A 17,878-nucleotide genomic window follows, 5' to 3' on the forward strand; every position below is an offset into this window, starting at 1 on the left:
AACGGGGTGGCCGGCCCCGTCCGGATGCCCCGCTGGCTGCCGCGCGCCATGGTCCTCGCCCTGGCGCTCTACGCCTGCTTCCAGCTCGGCAGCTGGGCCTTCCACCAGCTCATCGGACTGCTGATCAACGTCCTGATCGCGTTCTTCCTCGCGCTCGCCATCGAGCCTGCCGTGGGGCGGATGGCGGCGCGCGGCATGCGCCGGGGACTGGCCACCTTCCTGGTCTTCTTCGCCGTGCTGATCGCGGGCGCCGGCTTCGTCGTCCTGCTCGGCTCGATGCTGGCCGGCCAGATCGTCGACATGGTCGAGGACTTCCCCAAGTACCTCGACTCGGTGATCCGCTGGATCAACGACACCTTCCACACCGAGCTCTCCCGGGTCGAGGTCCAGGACAGTCTGCTGCGGTCCGACTGGCTGCGGAAGTATGTGCAGAACAGTGCGAGCGGGGTGCTGGACGTCTCTGCCACCGTGCTCGGCGGGCTGTTCAAGCTGCTGACGATCTTCCTCTTCTCGTTCTACTTCGCGGCCGACGGGCCCAGGCTGCGCCGCGCGCTGTGCTCCGTACTGCCGCCGGCCAAGCAGACCGAGGTGCTGCGGGCCTGGGAGATCGCGGTCGACAAGACCGGTGGGTATCTGTATTCGCGCGGTCTGATGGCGCTGATCTCCGGCATCGCGCACTACATCCTGCTGGAGATCCTCGAGGTGCCCTACGCCCCCGCGCTCGCGGTCTGGGTGGGGCTCGTCTCGCAGTTCATCCCCACCATCGGCACGTATCTGGCAGGCGCGCTGCCGATGCTGATCGCCTTCACGATCGACCCCTGGTACGCGCTGTGGGTGCTCGGGTTCGTCGTGGTCTACCAGCAGTTCGAGAACTACGTGCTGCAGCCCAAGCTCACCGCCAAGACCGTCGACATCCACCCCGCCGTGGCCTTCGGGTCGGTCGTCGCGGGTACGGCGCTGCTCGGTGCGGTCGGTGCGCTGATCGCCATCCCGGCGGTCGCGACGCTGCAGGCGTTCCTGGGCGCATACGTGAAGCGGTACGACGTGACCGACGACCCGCGGGTGCAGGGCCATCACCGGCCGCGCGCGGGGCGAGCGCTCGCGCGGATGCGACGTCTGCTGCGTGACCCGGCCGCCCCGGCGGGGACGACGGGGACGGCGGCCGTGCCGGAGACCGCTGACAGCGGTCCGAACGAAGCGCAGCAGGCCTGAGGCCGTCACCGGCAGGGCGGCCGTCATGCCACGTGGCTCGGACGGGCAACCGTCGAGCCGGGGAGCCCCCGTGGTCCTCGTCGGCGGGTGAATGCCTCGGTCGTGGCCGCAAGTGACGGTCTGCGTGGTGCGCTTGACACCAAAATCGAACATCCATTCTCATGGGATTCCGGCCCTGGATTCCCGCACGGTCTCCCGAGTTATCCACAGGTTGGACGGACGGCGGGGACCATTGTCAGTGGCAGGGGTTAGCGTCTTTGACGTGAAGCGATCGACTCAAGCAAATCGGGTGGAACCCATGGCAGGAACCGACCGCGAGAAGGCGCTCGACGCCGCGCTCGCACAGATTGAACGGCAATTCGGCAAGGGTGCCGTGATGCGCCTGGGCGAGCGGCCGAACGAGCCCATCGAGGTCATCCCCACCGGGTCGACCGCGCTCGACGTCGCCCTCGGCGTCGGCGGCCTGCCGCGCGGCCGCGTGGTGGAGGTGTACGGACCGGAGTCCTCCGGTAAGACGACCCTGACGCTGCACGCCGTGGCCAACGCGCAGAAGGCCGGCGGTCAGGTCGCCTTCGTGGACGCCGAGCACGCGCTCGACCCCGAGTACGCGAAGAAGCTCGGCGTCGACATCGACAACCTGATCCTGTCCCAGCCGGACAACGGTGAGCAGGCGCTCGAGATCGTCGACATGCTCGTCCGCTCCGGCGCGCTCGACCTGATCGTCATCGACTCCGTCGCGGCCCTGGTGCCGCGCGCGGAGATCGAGGGCGAGATGGGTGACTCGCACGTGGGTCTTCAGGCCCGGCTGATGAGCCAGGCGCTCCGGAAGATCACCAGCGCGCTCAACCAGTCCAAGACCACCGCGATCTTCATCAACCAGCTCCGCGAGAAGATCGGCGTGATGTTCGGCTCGCCGGAGACCACGACCGGTGGTCGCGCGCTCAAGTTCTACGCTTCGGTGCGTCTCGACATCCGTCGTATCGAGACCCTCAAGGACGGCACGGACGCGGTGGGCAACCGCACCCGCGTCAAGGTTGTGAAGAACAAGGTCGCGCCGCCCTTCAAGCAGGCCGAGTTCGACATCCTCTACGGCCAGGGGATCAGCCGCGAGGGTGGCCTGATCGACATGGGCGTGGAGCACGGCTTCGTCCGCAAGGCCGGCGCCTGGTACACGTACGAGGGCGACCAGCTGGGCCAGGGCAAGGAGAACGCCCGCAACTTCCTCAAGGACAACCCCGATCTCGCCAACGAGATCGAGAAGAAGATCAAGGAGAAGCTGGGCGTCGGCGTCAGGCCGGAGGCCCCCGCGGCGGAGCCCGGCACGGACGCGGCAGGCGGGGCGGCCCCGTCGGACGACGCGGCGAAGTCGGTGCCCGCACCGGCCTCGAAGGCCAAGGCGTCCAAGACGGCGGCGGCCAAGGGCTAGCGCGTGGCCCGGCGAACCGAATGGCCGGGCGACAGCGCCGACTCGTCGAGGGCCGAGAAGGAGCTGTCGCCCCAGGATCCGGCCGAGCGGGCGCGGGCGATCTGCCTGCGCCTGCTCACCGGGACCCCGCGCACCCGCAAGCAACTCGCGGACGCGCTGCACAAGCGTGAGATCCCGGCGGAGGTGGCCGAGGAGGTCCTGTCCCGCTTCGAGGACGTGGGACTGATCAACGACGCGGCCTTCGCGGACGCCTGGGTGGAGTCACGCCATCACGGCCGTGGCCTTGCCAGGCGGGCACTCGCCAGGGAGCTGCGCACCAAAGGCGTGGACGCGACGCTGATCGACGAGGCGGTCGGGCAGCTGGACTCCGACCAGGAGGAGGAGACGGCCCGGGAGCTGGTGGCCCGCAAGCTCCGGGCCACGCGCGGTCTGGACCGCGACCGACGCCTGCGCCGCCTGGCCGGCATGCTCGCCCGCAAGGGGTACTCCGAGGGCATGGCCCTGCGGGTGGTCAAGCGTGCCCTGGAAGAAGAGGGCGAGCAGACCGACGACTTGGACGACGTCGGCTTCTAGGGCCCGGGAGCGAGGGCGGCCGCAGGGACCAGGCGGCGTTCTGTACCGCGCGCACCGCACACCGCACCGCGCCCCCGCCCCGCGCGCACGGAGCGACCGGGTGGCCACCGCGGGCGCAGTGACCAACCCCGCCGGCATATCTACCGGGCGACCGGCAGCCCCGCAGCCTTCCATGCCTGGAAGCCCCCGACGAGGTCGGTCGCGCGGTGGAGTCCGAGCTGGTGCAGAGAAGCAGCTGCGAGGGAGGAGGCGTATCCCTCGTTGCACACCACCACGACGTGCAGGTCATGGCTGACCGCCTCGGCGGCTCGGTGGCTCCCCTGCGGGTCCAGCCGCCACTCCAGCTCATTGCGCTCCACCACCAGAGCGCCCGGGATCAGCCCGTCCCGCTCGCGCAGCGCCTGGTAGCGGATGTCCACCAGGAGTGCCCCGGCCGCGGCGGCGTCATGGGCCTGCTGCGGTCCGATGCGCTCGTACCCTTCGCGCACCTGCTCCAGCAGCTCGTCGATGCCGATCGGCCTGCCCGTGCTCACTGCCAGTCCTCCGGACGCTCGACATGCTCCAGACGCAGGACCGCGCCGGACCGGCTGAAGCGCCTCAGCAGCGGCAACGGCGGGAAGTACGCATGCACTGAGACGGCATGCTCGGTGTCCGACTCGTTCAGCACTTCGTGCACATGGTGCTTGCCGAACGCGCGGGACTGACCGACGGCCACCTGTCGTTCCCGGTCCACGCCCTCGTTCAGCTCAAGGGTCTTCCAACCGCTCGCCGGAAGCCGCACGGCGAGGGAGTGCTCCGTCAGCTCGCCCTCGGCCGTGGCGAACGCCCCGAACGACTCGGCGTGGTCGTGCCAGCCGGTGCCGGTGCCGGGCGGCCAGCCGATCAGCCAGGCCTCGCTGCCGCCCGGCCCGTCGAGCCGCAGCCAGGTACGGCCCTCGGGGTCGAGGGGCAGGGTGGCGATCAGTTGCTCGTCCGCCGCCGCGCGGCGGACGAAGTCCACCAGTTCAGCGGCGGTCGGTGCGCTGGTCGCGGTGGAGGAGGGTGCGGGTGGAGACGCTGTCTGGGACACGTATACCGTCCTGGAAGTTCGCTGGAGCGCGCGCGGGCGCAGCAGGCCACGGCGCGAAGGAAGGCGAATTCAGCAGGAAGGTCGACACACGCAGCCCGCATAGCGGACGAGGTCCATATGGACCCTCCGCCACAGGCGCACATCGGTGTCGGTCACGCTCCGGAGTACACCATGCAGACCCTCGAGGGTCAATTGATGTCCGCAGTGCGGTCAGTGCGCACCGCCGACGGGGCACCCCCGCGCACCGCGTCCGCCGCCGCGTACAGCTCAGCGGGCCGCACCCCGGCGAAGGCCGCGACCAGGTGCCCGTCCGGACGCACCATCAGCACGGTGTGCGCCGAGGCTCCGGGATAGCTCTCCGTCACCAACAGCTCGGCCCGGACCGGCAGCGCGTCCACCGCGGCCGCGAGCCGCGGCATCACCCCCGCGCTCACCCAGTGCCGCCGGTCCCACACCCCTGTCCCGGGCGCGACCAGTACCACCAGCAGCCGTCCCTGACCCAAGCGGTCCCGCAACTGTGCCGGGTTCCCGTCGGGAGCGGTCACGCGTACATCCTCGACCGCCGCACCCGCTTCCGTATCGACGGCGGCCTGTGAAGGGGCGTGTTCAGGTGCGAGGGGGGAGTGCCGGTAGACGGGGGGAGCGCCGAGCGGCCCCTGCCCGAGGTGACTGTCGGTGAGCATCGCATCATGTCCTCGCGCGGCACCCGGAAGGTACATACGCAGCCCACCGCCACCGCGCAGTATCGGCAGCGACTGGTCGGCGGCGCGCAGCCGTGCGGCGACCGCACCCCGTCGCTCGGTCTGATAGCTGTCCAGCAGCGTGGCCGACGCGCCGTGATGCCAGCACTGCGCGAGTTTCCACGCCAGGTTCTCGACGTCCCGCAGCCCTTCGTCCAGGGCCTGGGTGCCGATCGCTCCGAGCAGATGGGCGGCGTCCCCCGCGAGGAAGGCCCGGTCCACCCGCCAGCGCCGGGCGAGCCTGTGGTGGAGCGTGTAGACGCCGGTGTCGAGGAGTTCGTACGGGGGAGTGGTGCCGCACCAGCCGGCCAGGGTGTCCCGGACCCGCGCCACCAGGGCGTCGGGAGTGACGAGTTCACCCCGGGGCGGCAGCAGCCAGTCCAGCCGCCACACGCCGTCCGGAAGGGGGCGGGCGGTGATCTCGTCTCCGCCGGTGTGCCACGGTGGCTGGTGGTGCAGCAACGCTTCGTCGGGCCAGGGAAGTTCGGTGCGCAGGGCCGCGACCGCGTGCCGTTCCACAGCAGTGCGCCCCGGGAAGCGGATCCCGAGCAGTTTGCGCACGGTGGACCTCGCGCCGTCGCAGCCGACCAGATAGCTGCCGCGCCACCAGGTGCCCGAGGGCCCGCGCGTGTGCACGGTGACGCCGCCCGGGTCCTGCTCCAGGGAGTCGAGACGGCTGTCGGTGACGATCCTGACGAGTCGGTGGCCGGCCACGGCGTCGCGCAGTCCGTGGGTGAGCACATGCTGCGGAATGTGCAGCGGAGCGGCCGTGTCCCCGCTGCCCAGCGGCAATTCCGTTACGCCCTGCTTGCGCCGCATGGTGCGCCAACCGGTCCAGCGGGTGCCTTCGTCACACACCGTGGCGCAGCCGAGCCGCTCCACCAGCGCCGCCGTGTCGGGGCGCAGCACCGCGGTCCGGGCGGGGCGCGGCTCGTCCTTGCCGCCGCTCTCGTCCAGCACGACGGACGGCACCCCCTGAGCGGCAAGGGCCAAGGAGAGGGCGAGGCCGACAGGCCCCGCGCCGACGACGATCACCGGGTCCATGTCGAGACTCCTGGGGCCCGGAGGGTTGTGCGGTGAGGTGCGGCTGGAGCCCGGTGAGCGATCACAGAACGTATGCAACCCACTGCGGGTGTCCGCGTCAAGCGCCGCCGGAACTCGGCGAGGGGCGGCGGCCGCCTGGCCACCGCCCCTCGCGGGCCGAATCCGTGACGGACAATCAGATCGCCCGGCCGTCGTCGACGTGGATCGTCGGCGGGCCGATGGTCTCCAGACCGCCGCCGGGTCCGGCGTGCACCACCGCGCCCGTGCTCTTCTTGCCGCGCCGCAGCTTGCGCTCCAGCCAGCTCGCGAACGAGGTGAGCGCGAAGTTCAGCAGGATGAAGATGACGGCGACGACCGTGAAGCAGGCGATGGTGTTCGCGCCGTAGTTGGCGCTCATCGGGCGGACCGATGCGAGCAGTTCGGAGAAGGAGAGCATCGCGCCGCCGAGGGCGGTGTCCTTCACGATGACGACCAGCTGGCTGACGATCGCCGGAAGCATGGCCGTCACCGACTGCGGCAGCAGCACGTACCGCATCGTCTGGCCCTTGCGCATGCCGATCGCCTTGGCCGCGTCCGTCTGGCCCTTGGGCAGGGACTGGATACCGGCCCGGACGATCTCGGCGAGGACCGAGGCGTTGTACAGCACCAGGCCGGTGACCACCGCGTACAGCGGACGCACCTCGCTGTCGATGTCGGTGAAATCGGAGTACGCCTGGTTGGCGAACAGCATGAGGAGCAGCACCGGGATGGCGCGGAAGAACTCCACGACCGTGCCGGCGATGCCTCGTACCCACCGGTGATCGGAGAGCCGGGCGATGCCGAAGAACGCTCCGAGCGGGAGCGCGATGACCAGAGCGAGGGCTGCGGCGGTCAGGGTGTTCTGCAGCCCCGGCCAGATGTAGGTCTCATACGGCTGGGAGCTGGTGACGAACGGCTCCCACTTGACCCAGTCGAGCTGGCCCTTGGAGCTGAGGCCGTCGTACACCCACCACCCGACGGCCGCGAAGGCGACCAGGAACAGTGCCGTGTAGAGGAGGTTGCGCCGCTTGGCGCGCGGCCCCTGGGCGTCGTAGAGAACGGAAGTCATCGCTTCACCGCCACCTTCTTGCTCACCCAGCCGAGAAGCAGTCCGGTCGGCAGCGTGAGGCAGATGAAGCCGAGCACGAAGACGCCGGCGATCGGCAGGAGCGCGGCGTATTCCTCGATCCAGTCCTTCATCACGTACGCGGCCTCGGCGACGCCGATGGCCGAGGCCACGGTGGTGTTCTTCGTCAGTGCGATCAGCACGTTGGCCAGCGGGTTGACGACCGAGCGGAAGGCCTGTGGGAGGACTATCAGCCGCAGTACCTGCGTGAAGCTCAGACCGAGCGCGCGCGCAGCCTCCGCCTGCCCGACAGGCACCGTGTTGATGCCGGACCGCAGCGCCTCGCACACGAAGGCGGACGTGTAGGCGATCAGCCCGAGCACCGCGAGCCTGAAGTTCATCACCTCGAAGTTGCCGTCTGCCCCAAGAGTGACGCTGAGTGACGTGAAGAGGCCGAGCGACGTGAAGACGATGATGACGGTGAGCGGGATGTTACGGACCACGTTCACATAGGCGGTGCCGAAACCGCGCATCAGCGGGATCGGACCCACCCGCATGCCGGCCAGCATTGTTCCCCATATCAGGGAGCCGAGGGCCGAGTAGACGGTGAGCTTCACCGTCACCCAGAACGCCCCCAGTAGCTCGTTCATATCAAGAAAATCGAACACGATCTCCCGCGCTTCCGCGTGTGCGTGTGGGAAGGGCCGGCGCGCCGCCGCCGTCAGCGGCGGCGCGCCTCGTCAGCCCTGCAGTCACTTGACGATGTTGCCGATCTTCGGCGCGGGCTCGTTCTTGTAGTTGGCCGGGCCGAAGTTCGCCTCCACGGCCTTGTCCCAGGCGCCTTCCTTGACCATCTTCTCGAGCGCGGCGTCGATCTTCTTCTTGAGATCGGCGTCGCCCTTCTTCAGGCCGATGCCGTAGTTCTCGTTGCTCATCCGGAAGCCGGCGAGCTTGAACTTGCCCTTGAACGCCTCCTGCGCGGCGTAGCCGGCGAGGATGGAGTCGTCCGTGGTCAGAGCGTCGATGGCCTTGCTCTCCAGGCCGGTCAGGCACTCGGAGTAGCCGCCGTACTCCTGCAGCTGGGCCTTCGGGGCCAGCTTCTCCTTGACGTTCTTCGCCGAGGTCGAGCCGGTGACCGAGCAGAGCTTCTTGTTGTTCAGGTCCTCGGGCTTCTTGATGGAGTCGTCGTCCGCGCGGACCAGGACGTCCTGGTGGGCCAGCAGGTACGGACCCGCGAAGTCGACCTTCTGCAGACGCTCGTCGTTGATCGAGTAGGAGGCGGCGATGAACTTGACGTCACCGCGCTCGATCGCCGTCTCGCGGTCGGCGCTCTTCGTCTCCTTGAAGACGATGTCCGACTCCTTGTAGCCCAGCTCCTTGGCGACGTACGTGGCGACCTCGACGTCGAAGCCGGTGTACGAGCCGTCCGGGGTCTTCAGGCCGATGCCCGGCTGGTCGACCTTGATACCGATCGTGATCTTGCCGCCGGCCTCGGAGCCGCCGCCGGCGGCGTCGTCCTTCTTCTTGCCGGAGCCACAGGCGGTTGCGGCGAGGGCGAGCGAGAGCACAGCGGCAGAAGCGGCGGTGACCTTACGAAGCTTCATGTGACTTCCCTAAGAGTTGACGCGATGAGAGTGATCGGCTGATCCGGGACGGACTCAGTGGTGCAGGATCTTCGACAGGAAGTCCTTGGCGCGGTCGCTGCGCGGGCTGCTGAAGAAGTCCTCGGGCGAGGCCTCCTCGACGATCTTGCCGTCGGCCATGAATACCACCCGGTTCGCGGCGGACCGTGCGAAGCCCATTTCGTGGGTGACGACGACCATCGTCATTCCGTCGCGCGCCAGTTGCTGCATGACCTCGAGAACCTCGTTGATCATCTCGGGGTCGAGTGCCGACGTGGGCTCGTCGAACAGCATGACCTTGGGGTTCATGGCCAACGCCCGCGCGATCGCGACGCGTTGCTGCTGACCGCCGGAGAGCTGCGCCGGGTACTTGTCGGCCTGCGTGCCGACGCCCACCCGGTCCAGCAGGGCGCGGGCCTTGCTCTCGGCGTCCTTCTTGTCCGCCTTGCGTACCTTGACCTGGCCCAGCATCACGTTCTCCAGCACAGTCTTGTGTGCGAAGAGGTTGAACGACTGGAAGACCATGCCCACGTCGGCACGGAGCCTCGCGAGCTCCTTGCCCTCCTGGGGCAGCGGCTTCCCGTCGATCGTGATGGTGCCGGAGTCGATCGTCTCCAGGCGGTTGATGGTGCGGCACAGCGTGGACTTGCCGGACCCGGAGGGCCCGATGACGACCACGACCTCGCCACGGGCGATGGTCAGGTCGATGTCCTGGAGCACATGCAGCGCGCCGAAGTGCTTGTTGACGTTGCTCAGCACGACCAGGTCGCTCGCCGGGACAACCGCGTCCTCCGCGCCCTTGGTCACTGACACTCCGCTCATCGGCTTCTTGCTCCGTCCTCCTCGGTTGCTGAGGACCCTAGACAGGCGGTGCGACGAGCGTCATTACATCTGAGCGGAAATTGAGGATAACGATCCGGCTTCGACCGGACACCATGCGTGAACAGGACGGCGATCGGCGTACCGGGTGGGTAACGGAAACCTGGTGACGACAGGAACCCACTTGACTCCATGGGCGGGCATCGGTCTTGATGCTCTGTGCACTCCGTACAACTGACCAATGGCGGGGGCACGACCAAACCACACTGGAGGGGGGCCATGAGACTGCTGCTCGTCGAGGACGACGACCATGTCGCGGCCGCCCTGTCCGCCGTGCTGGCCAGGCACGGTTTCCAGGTCGTGCACGCCCGCAACGGCGAGGAGGCACTGCGCGCCGTGCTGCCCACCGCCGCCCCGGACAAGCCGCCCTTCGGGGTCGTGCTGCTGGACCTGGGCCTGCCGGACCAGGACGGCTACCAGGTGTGCGGCAAGATACGGAAGCTCACCTCGACGCCTGTGATCATGGTCACTGCGCGCGCCGACGTCCGCTCCCGGATCCACGGCCTCAACCTCGGCGCGGACGACTATGTCGTCAAGCCGTACGACACCGGTGAACTGCTCGCCCGTATCCACGCCGTGAGCCGGCGCACCGTGAGTGGTGACGAAGCCGCAGCGACCCCTGCGGACGACGCCCTGCGGCTCGGCCCGGTCACCATAGAGCTGCCCACCCGCCGGGTCAGTGTCGACGGTGCCGTCGTCCAGCTCACCCGCAAGGAGTTCGACCTGCTGGCCCTGCTCGCTCAGCGGCCCGGTGTCGTCTTCCGCCGGGAACAGATCATCAGCGAGGTGTGGCGCACCAGCTGGGAGGGCACCGGCCGCACGCTCGAGGTGCATGTGGCGTCGCTGCGTTCCAAGCTGCGGATGCCCGCGCTGATCGAGACCGTGCGCGGTGTCGGATATCGGCTCGTCCCTCCCGTCGGCTCGTAAGGTCTTCCGGCTCCGGTGCGTACCCGACTTCTCCCGCTGCTCATCGTGCTCATGGCCGGTGTGCTGCTCGCGCTGGGGTTCCCGCTGGCGGTGAGCGTCGCCGCGGCGCAGCAGCAGCGCGTCGTCGTCGACCGCATCGACGACACGGTGCGCTTCGCTGCCCTCGCGCAGTTCGTCACCGACGAGAGCTCGGCGACGGACGAGCGGCGATCCACGCTCCAGGAGCAGCTCAACCGCTACCGGGACACGTACGGCATCGACGCCGGCGTCTTCTACCGCAACCGTGAATCGATGGCGAGCGCGCCCGAGTACCTGACGGTGCCGGAGGAGGGCGAAGGGCGCAAGGCGTTCGAAGAGGCTCTCACCGGGCGGCGCAGCCAGGATCCGCCCCAGGTCTGGCCATGGCAGCAGGCCGGCCGGCTCGTCGTGGCATCGCCGGTGGTACGGGACGGGGACGTCGTCGCCGTCGTACTCACCGACTCCCCCACCGACCAGCTGCGTTCGCGGGTGCTGCGCGGCTGGCTGCTGATCGCCGCCGGCGAGAGCGCGGCGATGCTGGTCGCCGTCGGCGCAGCCTTCCGCCTCACGGGCTGGGTGCTGCGCCCCGTACGCGTCCTCGATGCGGCGACCCACGACATCGCGACGGGCCGGCTGAACTCGCGCGTCGCCGCGGCCGGCGGGCCGCCGGAACTCAGACGGCTGGCCCGCTCGTTCAACGAAATGGCGGACAACGTCGAAGAGGTCCTGGAGCAGCAGCGGGCGTTCGTCGCCGACGCCTCCCACCAACTGCGCAATCCGCTCGCCGCCCTGCTGCTGCGCATCGAACTCCTCGCGCTCGAACTTCCCGAGGGCAACGAGGAGATCGCGTCGGTGCGCACCGAGGGCAAGCGCCTGGCCCAGGTCCTCGACGACCTGCTGGACCTGGCACTGGCCGAGCACGCCTCCGCCGATCTCCAGCTGACCGACATAGGAGAGCTGACGGGCGAACGGGTCGCCGCCTGGCGGCCGCTCGCCGACGAGAAGGGCGTCGTGCTGACCTCCGACATCGCCGCGATGACCGCCTGGGCCGATCCCATCGCCCTGTCCAGTGCGCTGGACGCAGTGATCGACAACGCTCTGAAGTTCACCCCGCCGGGTGAGGAGGTCAGGGTTTCGGTCGAGTCGAACGGCGATTCGTCGCGCATCGTGATCACCGACCGCGGACCCGGACTGACCGATGAGGAGCTGACCCGTATCGGCGACCGCTTCTGGCGCAGTGGACACCACCAGAACATCAAGGGGTCGGGCCTCGGACTGTCGATCAGCCGGGCGCTGCTGATGGCGGGCGGCGGCTCGATCGCGTACGACCATCATGAGCCGCACGGCCTGCGGGTGACCGTCACCGTCCCGCGTACGTCCCCGGCCGCCTGACCCGCCCTGCGCCCGCCTCCGCGGGCCGAAGGCTACGGCTTGGAGGAGCGGTAGTAGCGCCGGGCGCCCTCGTGCAGCGGCACAGGGTCGGTGTAGACCGCGGTGCGCAGGTCCACCAGCTGCGCCGGGTGCACCGTGTTGCCGATGTGGTCACGGCTCCTGATCACCGTGCGGGTGAAGCCCTCGGTCAGCTCCGGATCCATCCGGTCCGTGGTCACGAGCAGGTTGGGCACCGCCATCGTCGGCACCGGCACGCCGCCCTGAGCCAGCCGGTAGGCATCCGCCGGCATCACGGCAGGGCGGTAGTACCCGGTCGCGTCGCCTGCCGCGTCGCCTGCCGCGTGCACCTTGTCCACGAGCCCGGGCGTCAGCGGCACCAGCCGGATCGCGAAGCGCTCGGACAGCTCCTGCACGGTGTTGGTCGGCAGGCCGCCCGACCAGAAGAACGCGTCGAGCTTGCCCTTCTCGAGCTGCGCCGGGGTCTTGTCGATGCCCGCCGGGACGGGGGTGATGTCCTTCGTCGGATCGATCTTCGAAGCTCGCATTATCCGGTCGGCGACCAGCCGGATTCCGGAGCCTTCCTGGCCGATGCCCACCACTTTGCCGCGGAGATCGCCGACCGAGCGGATCGAGGAGCGCTTGGGCACGATCAGCTGCACATAGTCGTCGTAGAGCCGCGCGCACCCGCGCAGCCGGTCGGCGCCCGGCAGCCCCTGCCGCTTGTACTTGGCGACCGCGTCCGCCGTGGCGATGGTGAAGTCCGCCTCGCCCGACGCGACCCGTGCGAGGTTCTGCTGGGAGCCCTCGCTGGTCTGCAGCGCTATCTCCACGTCCGGCATGTCCTGTGCCAGCGCCTCCTTCAGGAGCACCCCGTAGCGCTGGTAGACGCCGCTGTGCGAGCCGGTGCTGAAGGTCAGCTTCCCGCTCGGCGACGACTGCCCGAAGGGCAGCAGCCACCACAGCAGCAGTCCGAGGACCACCAGGGCGGCCGCGGAGCCCTGCAGGGCGCGGCGACGGCTGACACGGGAGGCGGGGAGCATGGCGCGATCCTGCCATTTCGCTCCCTGTGATGGCCAGCGCATGCATCATCGCGGGGCAGCGGAAGGCAGAGGCGTACGGGTGCAGGGACCCCGTACCCTGGTGGGCGCGATGAGTGCGAAAACTTACGAGGTGCGCACCTACGGGTGCCAGATGAACGTCCATGACTCCGAGCGGCTGTCGGGCCTGCTGGAGGACGCCGGATATGTGCGCGCGCCCGAGGGCGCCGACGGGGACGCAGACGTTGTTGTCTTCAACACCTGCGCGGTGCGGGAGAACGCCGACAACAAGCTGTACGGCAATCTCGGCCGGCTCGCCCCGATGAAGGCCGCCCGCCCCGGAATGCAGATCGCGGTCGGCGGCTGTCTGGCCCAGAAGGACCGCGACACCATCGTCACCAGGGCGCCGTGGGTCGACGTCGTCTTCGGTACGCACAACATCGGCAAGCTGCCGGTACTGCTCGAGCGCGCCCGTATCCAGGAAGAGGCGCAGGTCGAGATCGCCGAGTCGCTGGAGGCGTTCCCCTCCACGCTGCCGACCCGCCGCGAGTCCGCGTACGCCGCCTGGGTCTCGATCTCCGTCGGCTGCAACAACACCTGCACCTTCTGCATCGTCCCCGCCCTGCGCGGCAAGGAGAAGGACCGCAGGCCCGGCGACATCCTGGCCGAGATCGAGGCACTCGTCGCCGAAGGCGTCTGCGAGATCACACTGCTCGGCCAGAACGTCAACGCCTATGGCTCCGACATCGGCGACCGCGAGGCCTTCAGCAAGCTGCTGCGTGCCTGCGGCAGGATCGAGGGCCTGGAGCGGGTCCGCTTCACCTCGCCGCACCCGCGTGACTTCACCGACGACGTGATCGCCGCGATGGCCGAGACCCCGAACGTCATGCCGCAGCTGCACATGCCGCTGCAGTCCGGCTCGGACACGGTTCTGAAGGCGATGCGCCGCTCGTACCGGCAGGAGCGTTTCCTCGGGATCATCGAGAAGGTGCGCGCGGCCATTCCGCACGCCGCCATCTCCACCGACATCATCGTGGGCTTCCCCGGCGAGACCGAAGAGGACTTCGAGCAGACCCTGCACACGGTCCGCGAGGCGCGCTTCGCGAACGCCTTCACCTTCCAGTACTCCAAGCGTCCCGGAACCCCGGCCGCCACGATGGACGGCCAGATTCCCAAGGAGGTCGTCCAGGAGCGGTACATGCGCCTGGTCGCCCTGCAGGAGGAGATCTCCTGGGAGGAGAACAAGAAGCAGGTCGGCCGCACGCTCGAGGTCATGGTCGCCGAGGGGGAGGGCCGCAAGGACGGTGCCACCCACCGCCTCTCCGGCCGCGCCCCCGACAACCGCCTCGTCCACTTCACCAAGCCGGACGCCCAGGTGCGCCCGGGAGACGTGGTCACCGTCGAGATCACCTACGCCGCGCCGCACCACCTCCTGGCCGAGGGTGTCGCGAAGGCCGTGCGTCGCACCCGGGCGGGGGATGCCTGGGAGAAGCGGAACGCGGCCGAGGCGGCGAAGCCGGCCGGTGTGATGCTGGGTCTGCCGAAGATCGGCGTGCCCGAGCCGCTGCCCGTGGCTGCGGCCCCGGGCTGCGGCTGCGACTGACGCCGAAGGCGGCGAGGCGGGCAGCGCGGTCCGCAGGACCGGACACGCATTAGGCTCCGATCATGCTTGTCGCCGCCGCCGTCTGTCCGTGTCCGCCGCTGCTGGTGCCCGAGGTGGCCTCGGGCGCCGCACCGGAGCTCGACACCGCCCGGGCCGCCTGTGCCGATGCCGTGGCCGTGCTCGCGGCTGCCCGGCCCGACCTGCTGCTGGTGGTCGGACCCGCCGACGAGGAGGGGCGCGGCGCGCATCACGTCGGTGCGCGCGGTTCCTTCCGCGGTTTCGGCGTGGACGTCGACGTGCGGCTGGGCGACGGACCGGAGCAGGACCGTCCCCTGCCGCCCTCGCTGGCCGTCGCGGCCTGGCTGCTGGAGCGCACCCGCTGGGCGGCCGCGCCGCTGGAAGGCCTCGGCGTCGGGGAGCGGCTCGACGTGGAGCAGTGCGCGGAGGTGGGCCGGGACCTGGCCGGCCGGGCGGAACGTGTTGCCCTGCTCGTCATGGGGGACGGCAGCGCATGCCGCACGCTCAAGGCCCCCGGTTACCTCGACGCGCGCGCCGAGGACTTCGACCGGTTGGTGGCGCGGGCGCTGGATGCCGCCGACGTCGATGCGATGTCGGCGCTGGACCCCTCACTGGCGTACGAACTCAAGGCGGCCGGCCGCGCTCCCTGGCAGGTGCTGGCCGGAGCCGCGCAGGACGCCGGGCTCGCCGGGCAGCTGCTGTACGACGACGCGCCGTACGGCGTCGGCTACTTCGTCGCTGCCTGGACCTGAGGTCACCTGCAGCCACAGCGGCAGCGCGGAGAAGTGAACGTGCGGACGGCCGTGGAGCGAAGCGCTCCACGGCCGTTCTGCGGTGAACTCACGAACGTGGACTCACGAGGCCGGCGGTGGTGTCATGCCGTCGCCCTTGTGCGCGATGCGGCCCAGGGTCTCCTTGGCCTTGCCGGTGCCGGTCTCGATCTTGCTGCTGTATTTGCCCTTGGTCGTGGTGTCGACCTTGTGCGCGGCCTTGTCGAGGCGCTGCCCGATCTTGTCCTCGTGTTCCAGGGCGAAGTGGGAGACCTTGTGTGCGGCCTTGTCGAGGCGCTGCCCGATCTTGTCCTCGTGTTCCAGGGCGAAGTGGGAGACCTTGTCCTTCGCCGGGGCGAGCTTCGCCTTCAAAGTGTCCATGAAGCCCATGGGTCACCTTCCCTCGTCGGGGGACTACTTACGGGCGCCTTCCCCGGCTTCGTTGTCCGCCGCCTCCTCGGCCGACTGCTGCTTCGGGATCTCCACGCCCTCCACTGCAGCGGTCCCGGATGTGACGCTCTCCGTCTCGTCGGCCCCGGTCTCCTCGGTGTGCCCGGCCTCTGTGCGGGCGGGCGCCTCTGTGTCCGATGCCGGACCGGACGCGGTACCGGCCGCGGACCCGGCCGCGAGGCCCGTGGTGCCGGCCTCCCCGGTCGATGCCTCGGCCGTCACCGTGGGCTTACTGCGAAACCATGAAAAAACACCCATATCTACTCCAAAGCGTACTTGTGTGGGCGAGGTTCCGCGCTCCCCGGAGCGTCCCATTGCGCCGCCCACGGGCACCGGCCCGAAACCGGCGCGCGAAACCTCGTAACAGGCAACGAAGCGCCCCCCGTGACGTCACCTCGCTCGTTCGGGGACGGTGCCGGGGTTTGCGAGACTGGGGCAGTGAGAAGTGCAGCTCCCGCACCGCGGGTCATCGCCGTCGTCGGTCCCACTGCGGCCGGAAAGTCCGACCTGGGGGTATTCCTTGCCCAGCGGCTGAACGGCGAGGTCGTCAACGCCGACTCCATGCAGCTCTACCGGGGGATGGACATCGGCACCGCCAAGCTGACGACCGAGGAACGCGGCGGCATCCCGCATCACCTCCTCGACATCTGGGACGTCACCGAGACCGCGAGCGTCGCCGAGTACCAGAAGCTGGCCAGGGCCGAGATCGACCGGCTGCTCGCCGAGGGCCGCACCCCCGTCCTCGTGGGCGGCTCCGGGCTCTACGTACGCGGTGCCATCGACGCACTCGAGTTCCCCGGCACCGACCCCGATGTGCGCGCGCGGCTCGAGGAGGAGCTCACGGTGCGCGGCTCCGGGGCGCTGCACGCACGGCTGGCCGCCGCCGACCCCGAGGCAGCCCTGGCGATCCTGCCGAGCAATGGCCGCCGCATCGTGCGGGCGCTGGAGGTCATCGAGATCACCGGGAGGCCGTTCACCGCCAATCTTCCTGGTCATGACGCTGTGTACGACACCGTGCAGATCGGCGTCGATGTCGCCCGGCCCGAGCTCGACGAGCGCATCGCGCGGCGGGTGGACCGGATGTGGGAGGCGGGACTGGTGGACGAGGTGCGCACTCTGGAGGCGCAGGGACTGCGTGAGGGGCGCACCGCATCCCGGGCCCTGGGCTACCAGCAGGTGCTCACGGCGCTCGCGGGGGAGTGCACCGACCAGCAGGCGCGGGAGGAGACCGTGCGCGCCACCAAACGCTTCGCGCGCCGCCAGGACTCCTGGTTCCGGCGCGACCCGCGAGTGCACTGGCTGAGCGGCGCGGCCGAGGGCCGGAGGGAACTTCCGCACCTGGCGCTGGCGTTGATCGAACGAGCGGTCACAGCCTGATCACGTGATGGCATCGGGACGCTCCGGCCGTCAGTCCGGGCCCCTGGAGCGTGCCATCATCGAGCATCGATCGACAGCTGAGTCCGAGTTGGGAGGGCGCGTGGCGATGGAGGCCGGCCCTCGCGACACAGAGCGGGAACGACGGGACACCGTGGACGGCGCGCCCGGTCTGAGTCCGGACGGGCCCGACGAGCACGTCGTTGTCGCCGACGAGGTCGAGGTCGAACTGCGCCCGCAGCGACGGCTGCGGATCTGGCAGCTCGCCCCGATCGTGATGCTCGCCGCCGTCGGCTCGCTGATGTTCGCCTTCCCGCTGGCCTTCGGCACCGGTGACGGCGGCGCGGTCGTCGCCATGCTGGGACTGCTGATCAGCTGCTGCGCCGCCGGCTGGGCCATGATGGCCGCCCGCCGCGTCGGACACACCTGGCCGGGCCTGCCGGCCCGCGGCTCCGGCGAGCGCCCCGACTGGCGTGTGATCGCCCTGTACGTGGGAGTGAGCGCGGCCCTGGTCGCCCTCGCCGTGTGGCGGGTGGCCCGCCTCCGTTAAGGGCCCGTGTCCGGCCGGTCCTCGTCCGGATGCCGGGCTCGCGGCCCCGCAACGTCCGTCCCGGATGTCGACTGACCTGTCCTGCCCGGT

Annotated in this window: 20 protein-coding genes; 9 read left to right on the forward strand and 11 right to left on the reverse strand. The window is 69.7% G+C overall.

Annotated elements, in window-relative coordinates; all coding sequences use genetic code 11:
- The first annotated feature begins 24 nt into the window (after positions 1-24).
- The 3 genes from ABZ208_RS11930 (at position 25) to recX (ending at position 3,211) form a co-directional block, all read left to right on the forward strand.
- The gene (locus ABZ208_RS11930) at positions 25-1,212 is read left to right on the forward strand and encodes an AI-2E family transporter (protein ID WP_356909451.1); all 1,188 of its coding nucleotides are present in this window, start codon (positions 25-27) and stop codon (positions 1,210-1,212) included.
- A 298-nt stretch (positions 1,213-1,510) separates the two neighbouring features.
- Positions 1,511-2,638, forward strand: a complete 1,128-nt coding sequence (gene recA, locus ABZ208_RS11935; protein WP_328395692.1) for a recombinase RecA — start codon at positions 1,511-1,513, stop codon at positions 2,636-2,638.
- Positions 2,639-2,641: 3 nt separating this feature from the next.
- A complete protein-coding gene (gene recX, locus ABZ208_RS11940; RefSeq protein ID WP_356909352.1) occupies positions 2,642-3,211 on the forward strand; it encodes a recombination regulator RecX in 570 nt (189 codons plus the stop codon).
- A gap of 140 nt (positions 3,212-3,351) precedes the next feature.
- On the opposite strand, the gene ABZ208_RS11945 is transcribed toward recX, so the two are convergent.
- The 8 genes from ABZ208_RS11945 to ABZ208_RS11980 form a co-directional block, all read right to left on the reverse strand.
- Positions 3,352-3,744 carry a rhodanese-like domain-containing protein gene (locus ABZ208_RS11945; protein ID WP_356909353.1) on the reverse strand — a complete coding sequence of 131 codons (393 nt, stop codon included), beginning with the start codon at positions 3,742-3,744 and terminating at the stop codon, positions 3,352-3,354.
- The gene (locus ABZ208_RS11950) at positions 3,741-4,280 is read right to left on the reverse strand and encodes a cysteine dioxygenase (RefSeq protein ID WP_356909354.1); all 540 of its coding nucleotides are present in this window, start codon (positions 4,278-4,280) and stop codon (positions 3,741-3,743) included. Before ABZ208_RS11950 ends, ABZ208_RS11945 begins: the two co-directional genes overlap by 4 nt.
- Positions 4,281-4,349: 69 nt before the next feature.
- Positions 4,350-4,436, reverse strand: a complete 87-nt coding sequence (locus ABZ208_RS11955) for a putative leader peptide (RefSeq protein WP_311605579.1) — start codon at positions 4,434-4,436, stop codon at positions 4,350-4,352.
- A gap of 32 nt (positions 4,437-4,468) precedes the next feature.
- Positions 4,469-6,064, reverse strand: coding sequence for an FAD-dependent monooxygenase (locus ABZ208_RS11960; protein ID WP_356909355.1), 1,596 nt, complete (start codon positions 6,062-6,064; stop codon positions 4,469-4,471).
- Positions 6,065-6,239: 175 nt separating this feature from the next.
- Positions 6,240-7,151, reverse strand: a complete 912-nt coding sequence (locus ABZ208_RS11965; protein WP_356909356.1) for an amino acid ABC transporter permease — start codon at positions 7,149-7,151, stop codon at positions 6,240-6,242.
- The gene (locus ABZ208_RS11970) at positions 7,148-7,798 is read right to left on the reverse strand and encodes an amino acid ABC transporter permease (RefSeq protein ID WP_356909357.1); all 651 of its coding nucleotides are present in this window, start codon (positions 7,796-7,798) and stop codon (positions 7,148-7,150) included. The genes ABZ208_RS11965 and ABZ208_RS11970 overlap by 4 nt, the downstream gene beginning before the upstream one ends.
- Positions 7,799-7,900: 102 nt before the next feature.
- Entirely contained in the window at positions 7,901-8,752 is an 852-nt protein-coding gene (locus ABZ208_RS11975; RefSeq protein WP_356909358.1) for a glutamate ABC transporter substrate-binding protein, read from the reverse strand.
- A 54-nt stretch (positions 8,753-8,806) separates the two neighbouring features.
- Complete coding sequence (locus tag ABZ208_RS11980) at positions 8,807-9,592, reverse strand: amino acid ABC transporter ATP-binding protein (protein WP_328395676.1); 786 nt, start codon at positions 9,590-9,592, stop codon at positions 8,807-8,809.
- Positions 9,593-9,868: 276 nt separating this feature from the next.
- Here ABZ208_RS11980 and ABZ208_RS11985 point away from each other — a divergent pair, with 276 nt between their 5' ends.
- Positions 9,869-10,576, forward strand: a complete 708-nt coding sequence (locus tag ABZ208_RS11985) for a response regulator transcription factor (RefSeq protein WP_356909359.1) — start codon at positions 9,869-9,871, stop codon at positions 10,574-10,576.
- 15 nt (positions 10,577-10,591) lie between these two features.
- The gene (locus ABZ208_RS11990) at positions 10,592-11,986 is read left to right on the forward strand and encodes a HAMP domain-containing sensor histidine kinase (protein WP_356909360.1); all 1,395 of its coding nucleotides are present in this window, start codon (positions 10,592-10,594) and stop codon (positions 11,984-11,986) included.
- A gap of 32 nt (positions 11,987-12,018) precedes the next feature.
- Here ABZ208_RS11990 and ABZ208_RS11995 read toward each other — a convergent pair whose 3' ends face one another.
- Entirely contained in the window at positions 12,019-13,026 is a 1,008-nt protein-coding gene (locus ABZ208_RS11995) for a TAXI family TRAP transporter solute-binding subunit (RefSeq protein ID WP_356909361.1), read from the reverse strand.
- Between the two features lie 109 nt (positions 13,027-13,135).
- On the opposite strand from ABZ208_RS11995, the gene miaB reads away from it, so the two are divergent.
- Positions 13,136-14,626: a tRNA (N6-isopentenyl adenosine(37)-C2)-methylthiotransferase MiaB gene (miaB, locus tag ABZ208_RS12000; RefSeq protein ID WP_356909362.1), complete on the forward strand. Its 1,491-nt coding sequence runs from the start codon at positions 13,136-13,138 to the stop codon at positions 14,624-14,626.
- A 62-nt stretch (positions 14,627-14,688) separates the two neighbouring features.
- Positions 14,689-15,396: a class III extradiol dioxygenase subunit B-like domain-containing protein gene (locus ABZ208_RS12005; protein WP_356909363.1), complete on the forward strand. Its 708-nt coding sequence runs from the start codon at positions 14,689-14,691 to the stop codon at positions 15,394-15,396.
- Between the two features lie 102 nt (positions 15,397-15,498).
- Here the strand turns inward: ABZ208_RS12005 and ABZ208_RS12010 are convergent, their stop codons facing one another.
- Entirely contained in the window at positions 15,499-15,804 is a 306-nt protein-coding gene (locus tag ABZ208_RS12010; protein ID WP_356909364.1) for an antitoxin, read from the reverse strand.
- 24 nt (positions 15,805-15,828) lie between these two features.
- Complete coding sequence (locus tag ABZ208_RS12015; RefSeq protein ID WP_356909365.1) at positions 15,829-16,086, reverse strand: hypothetical protein; 258 nt, start codon at positions 16,084-16,086, stop codon at positions 15,829-15,831.
- Between the two features lie 216 nt (positions 16,087-16,302).
- Here ABZ208_RS12015 and miaA point away from each other — a divergent pair, with 216 nt between their 5' ends.
- Complete coding sequence (gene miaA, locus ABZ208_RS12020) at positions 16,303-17,241, forward strand: tRNA (adenosine(37)-N6)-dimethylallyltransferase MiaA (protein WP_356909366.1); 939 nt, start codon at positions 16,303-16,305, stop codon at positions 17,239-17,241.
- A gap of 106 nt (positions 17,242-17,347) precedes the next feature.
- Positions 17,348-17,788 (forward strand): hypothetical protein, encoded by a 441-nt coding sequence (locus ABZ208_RS12025; RefSeq protein WP_356909452.1) that lies wholly within the window; start codon positions 17,348-17,350, stop codon positions 17,786-17,788.
- Positions 17,789-17,878: the final 90 nt, after the last annotated feature.

Source organism: Streptomyces sp. NPDC006208 (assembly GCF_040613775.1).
GTDB lineage: Bacteria > Actinomycetota > Actinomycetes > Streptomycetales > Streptomycetaceae > Streptomyces.

Excerpts from the sequence above, each read along its gene's own strand:
- ABZ208_RS11930 (WP_356909451.1), top strand. The coding sequence starts at position 25 with ATGCCCCGCTGGCTGCCGCGCGCCATGGTCCTCGCCCTGGCGCTCTAC.
- recA (WP_328395692.1), top strand. The coding sequence starts at position 1,511 with ATGGCAGGAACCGACCGCGAGAAGGCGCTCGACGCCGCGCTCGCACAG.
- ABZ208_RS11960 (WP_356909355.1), bottom strand. The coding sequence starts at position 6,064 with ATGGACCCGGTGATCGTCGTCGGCGCGGGGCCTGTCGGCCTCGCCCTC.
- ABZ208_RS11965 (WP_356909356.1), bottom strand. The coding sequence starts at position 7,151 with ATGACTTCCGTTCTCTACGACGCCCAGGGGCCGCGCGCCAAGCGGCGC.
- ABZ208_RS11970 (WP_356909357.1), bottom strand. The coding sequence starts at position 7,798 with ATGAACGAGCTACTGGGGGCGTTCTGGGTGACGGTGAAGCTCACCGTC.
- ABZ208_RS11975 (WP_356909358.1), bottom strand. The coding sequence starts at position 8,752 with ATGAAGCTTCGTAAGGTCACCGCCGCTTCTGCCGCTGTGCTCTCGCTC.
- ABZ208_RS11980 (WP_328395676.1), bottom strand. The coding sequence starts at position 9,592 with ATGAGCGGAGTGTCAGTGACCAAGGGCGCGGAGGACGCGGTTGTCCCG.
- ABZ208_RS11985 (WP_356909359.1), top strand. The coding sequence starts at position 9,869 with ATGAGACTGCTGCTCGTCGAGGACGACGACCATGTCGCGGCCGCCCTG.
- ABZ208_RS11995 (WP_356909361.1), bottom strand. The coding sequence starts at position 13,026 with ATGCTCCCCGCCTCCCGTGTCAGCCGTCGCCGCGCCCTGCAGGGCTCC.
- miaB (WP_356909362.1), top strand. The coding sequence starts at position 13,136 with ATGAGTGCGAAAACTTACGAGGTGCGCACCTACGGGTGCCAGATGAAC.
- ABZ208_RS12005 (WP_356909363.1), top strand. The coding sequence starts at position 14,689 with ATGCTTGTCGCCGCCGCCGTCTGTCCGTGTCCGCCGCTGCTGGTGCCC.
- ABZ208_RS12010 (WP_356909364.1), bottom strand. The coding sequence starts at position 15,804 with ATGGGCTTCATGGACACTTTGAAGGCGAAGCTCGCCCCGGCGAAGGAC.
- ABZ208_RS12025 (WP_356909452.1), top strand. The coding sequence starts at position 17,348 with ATGGAGGCCGGCCCTCGCGACACAGAGCGGGAACGACGGGACACCGTG.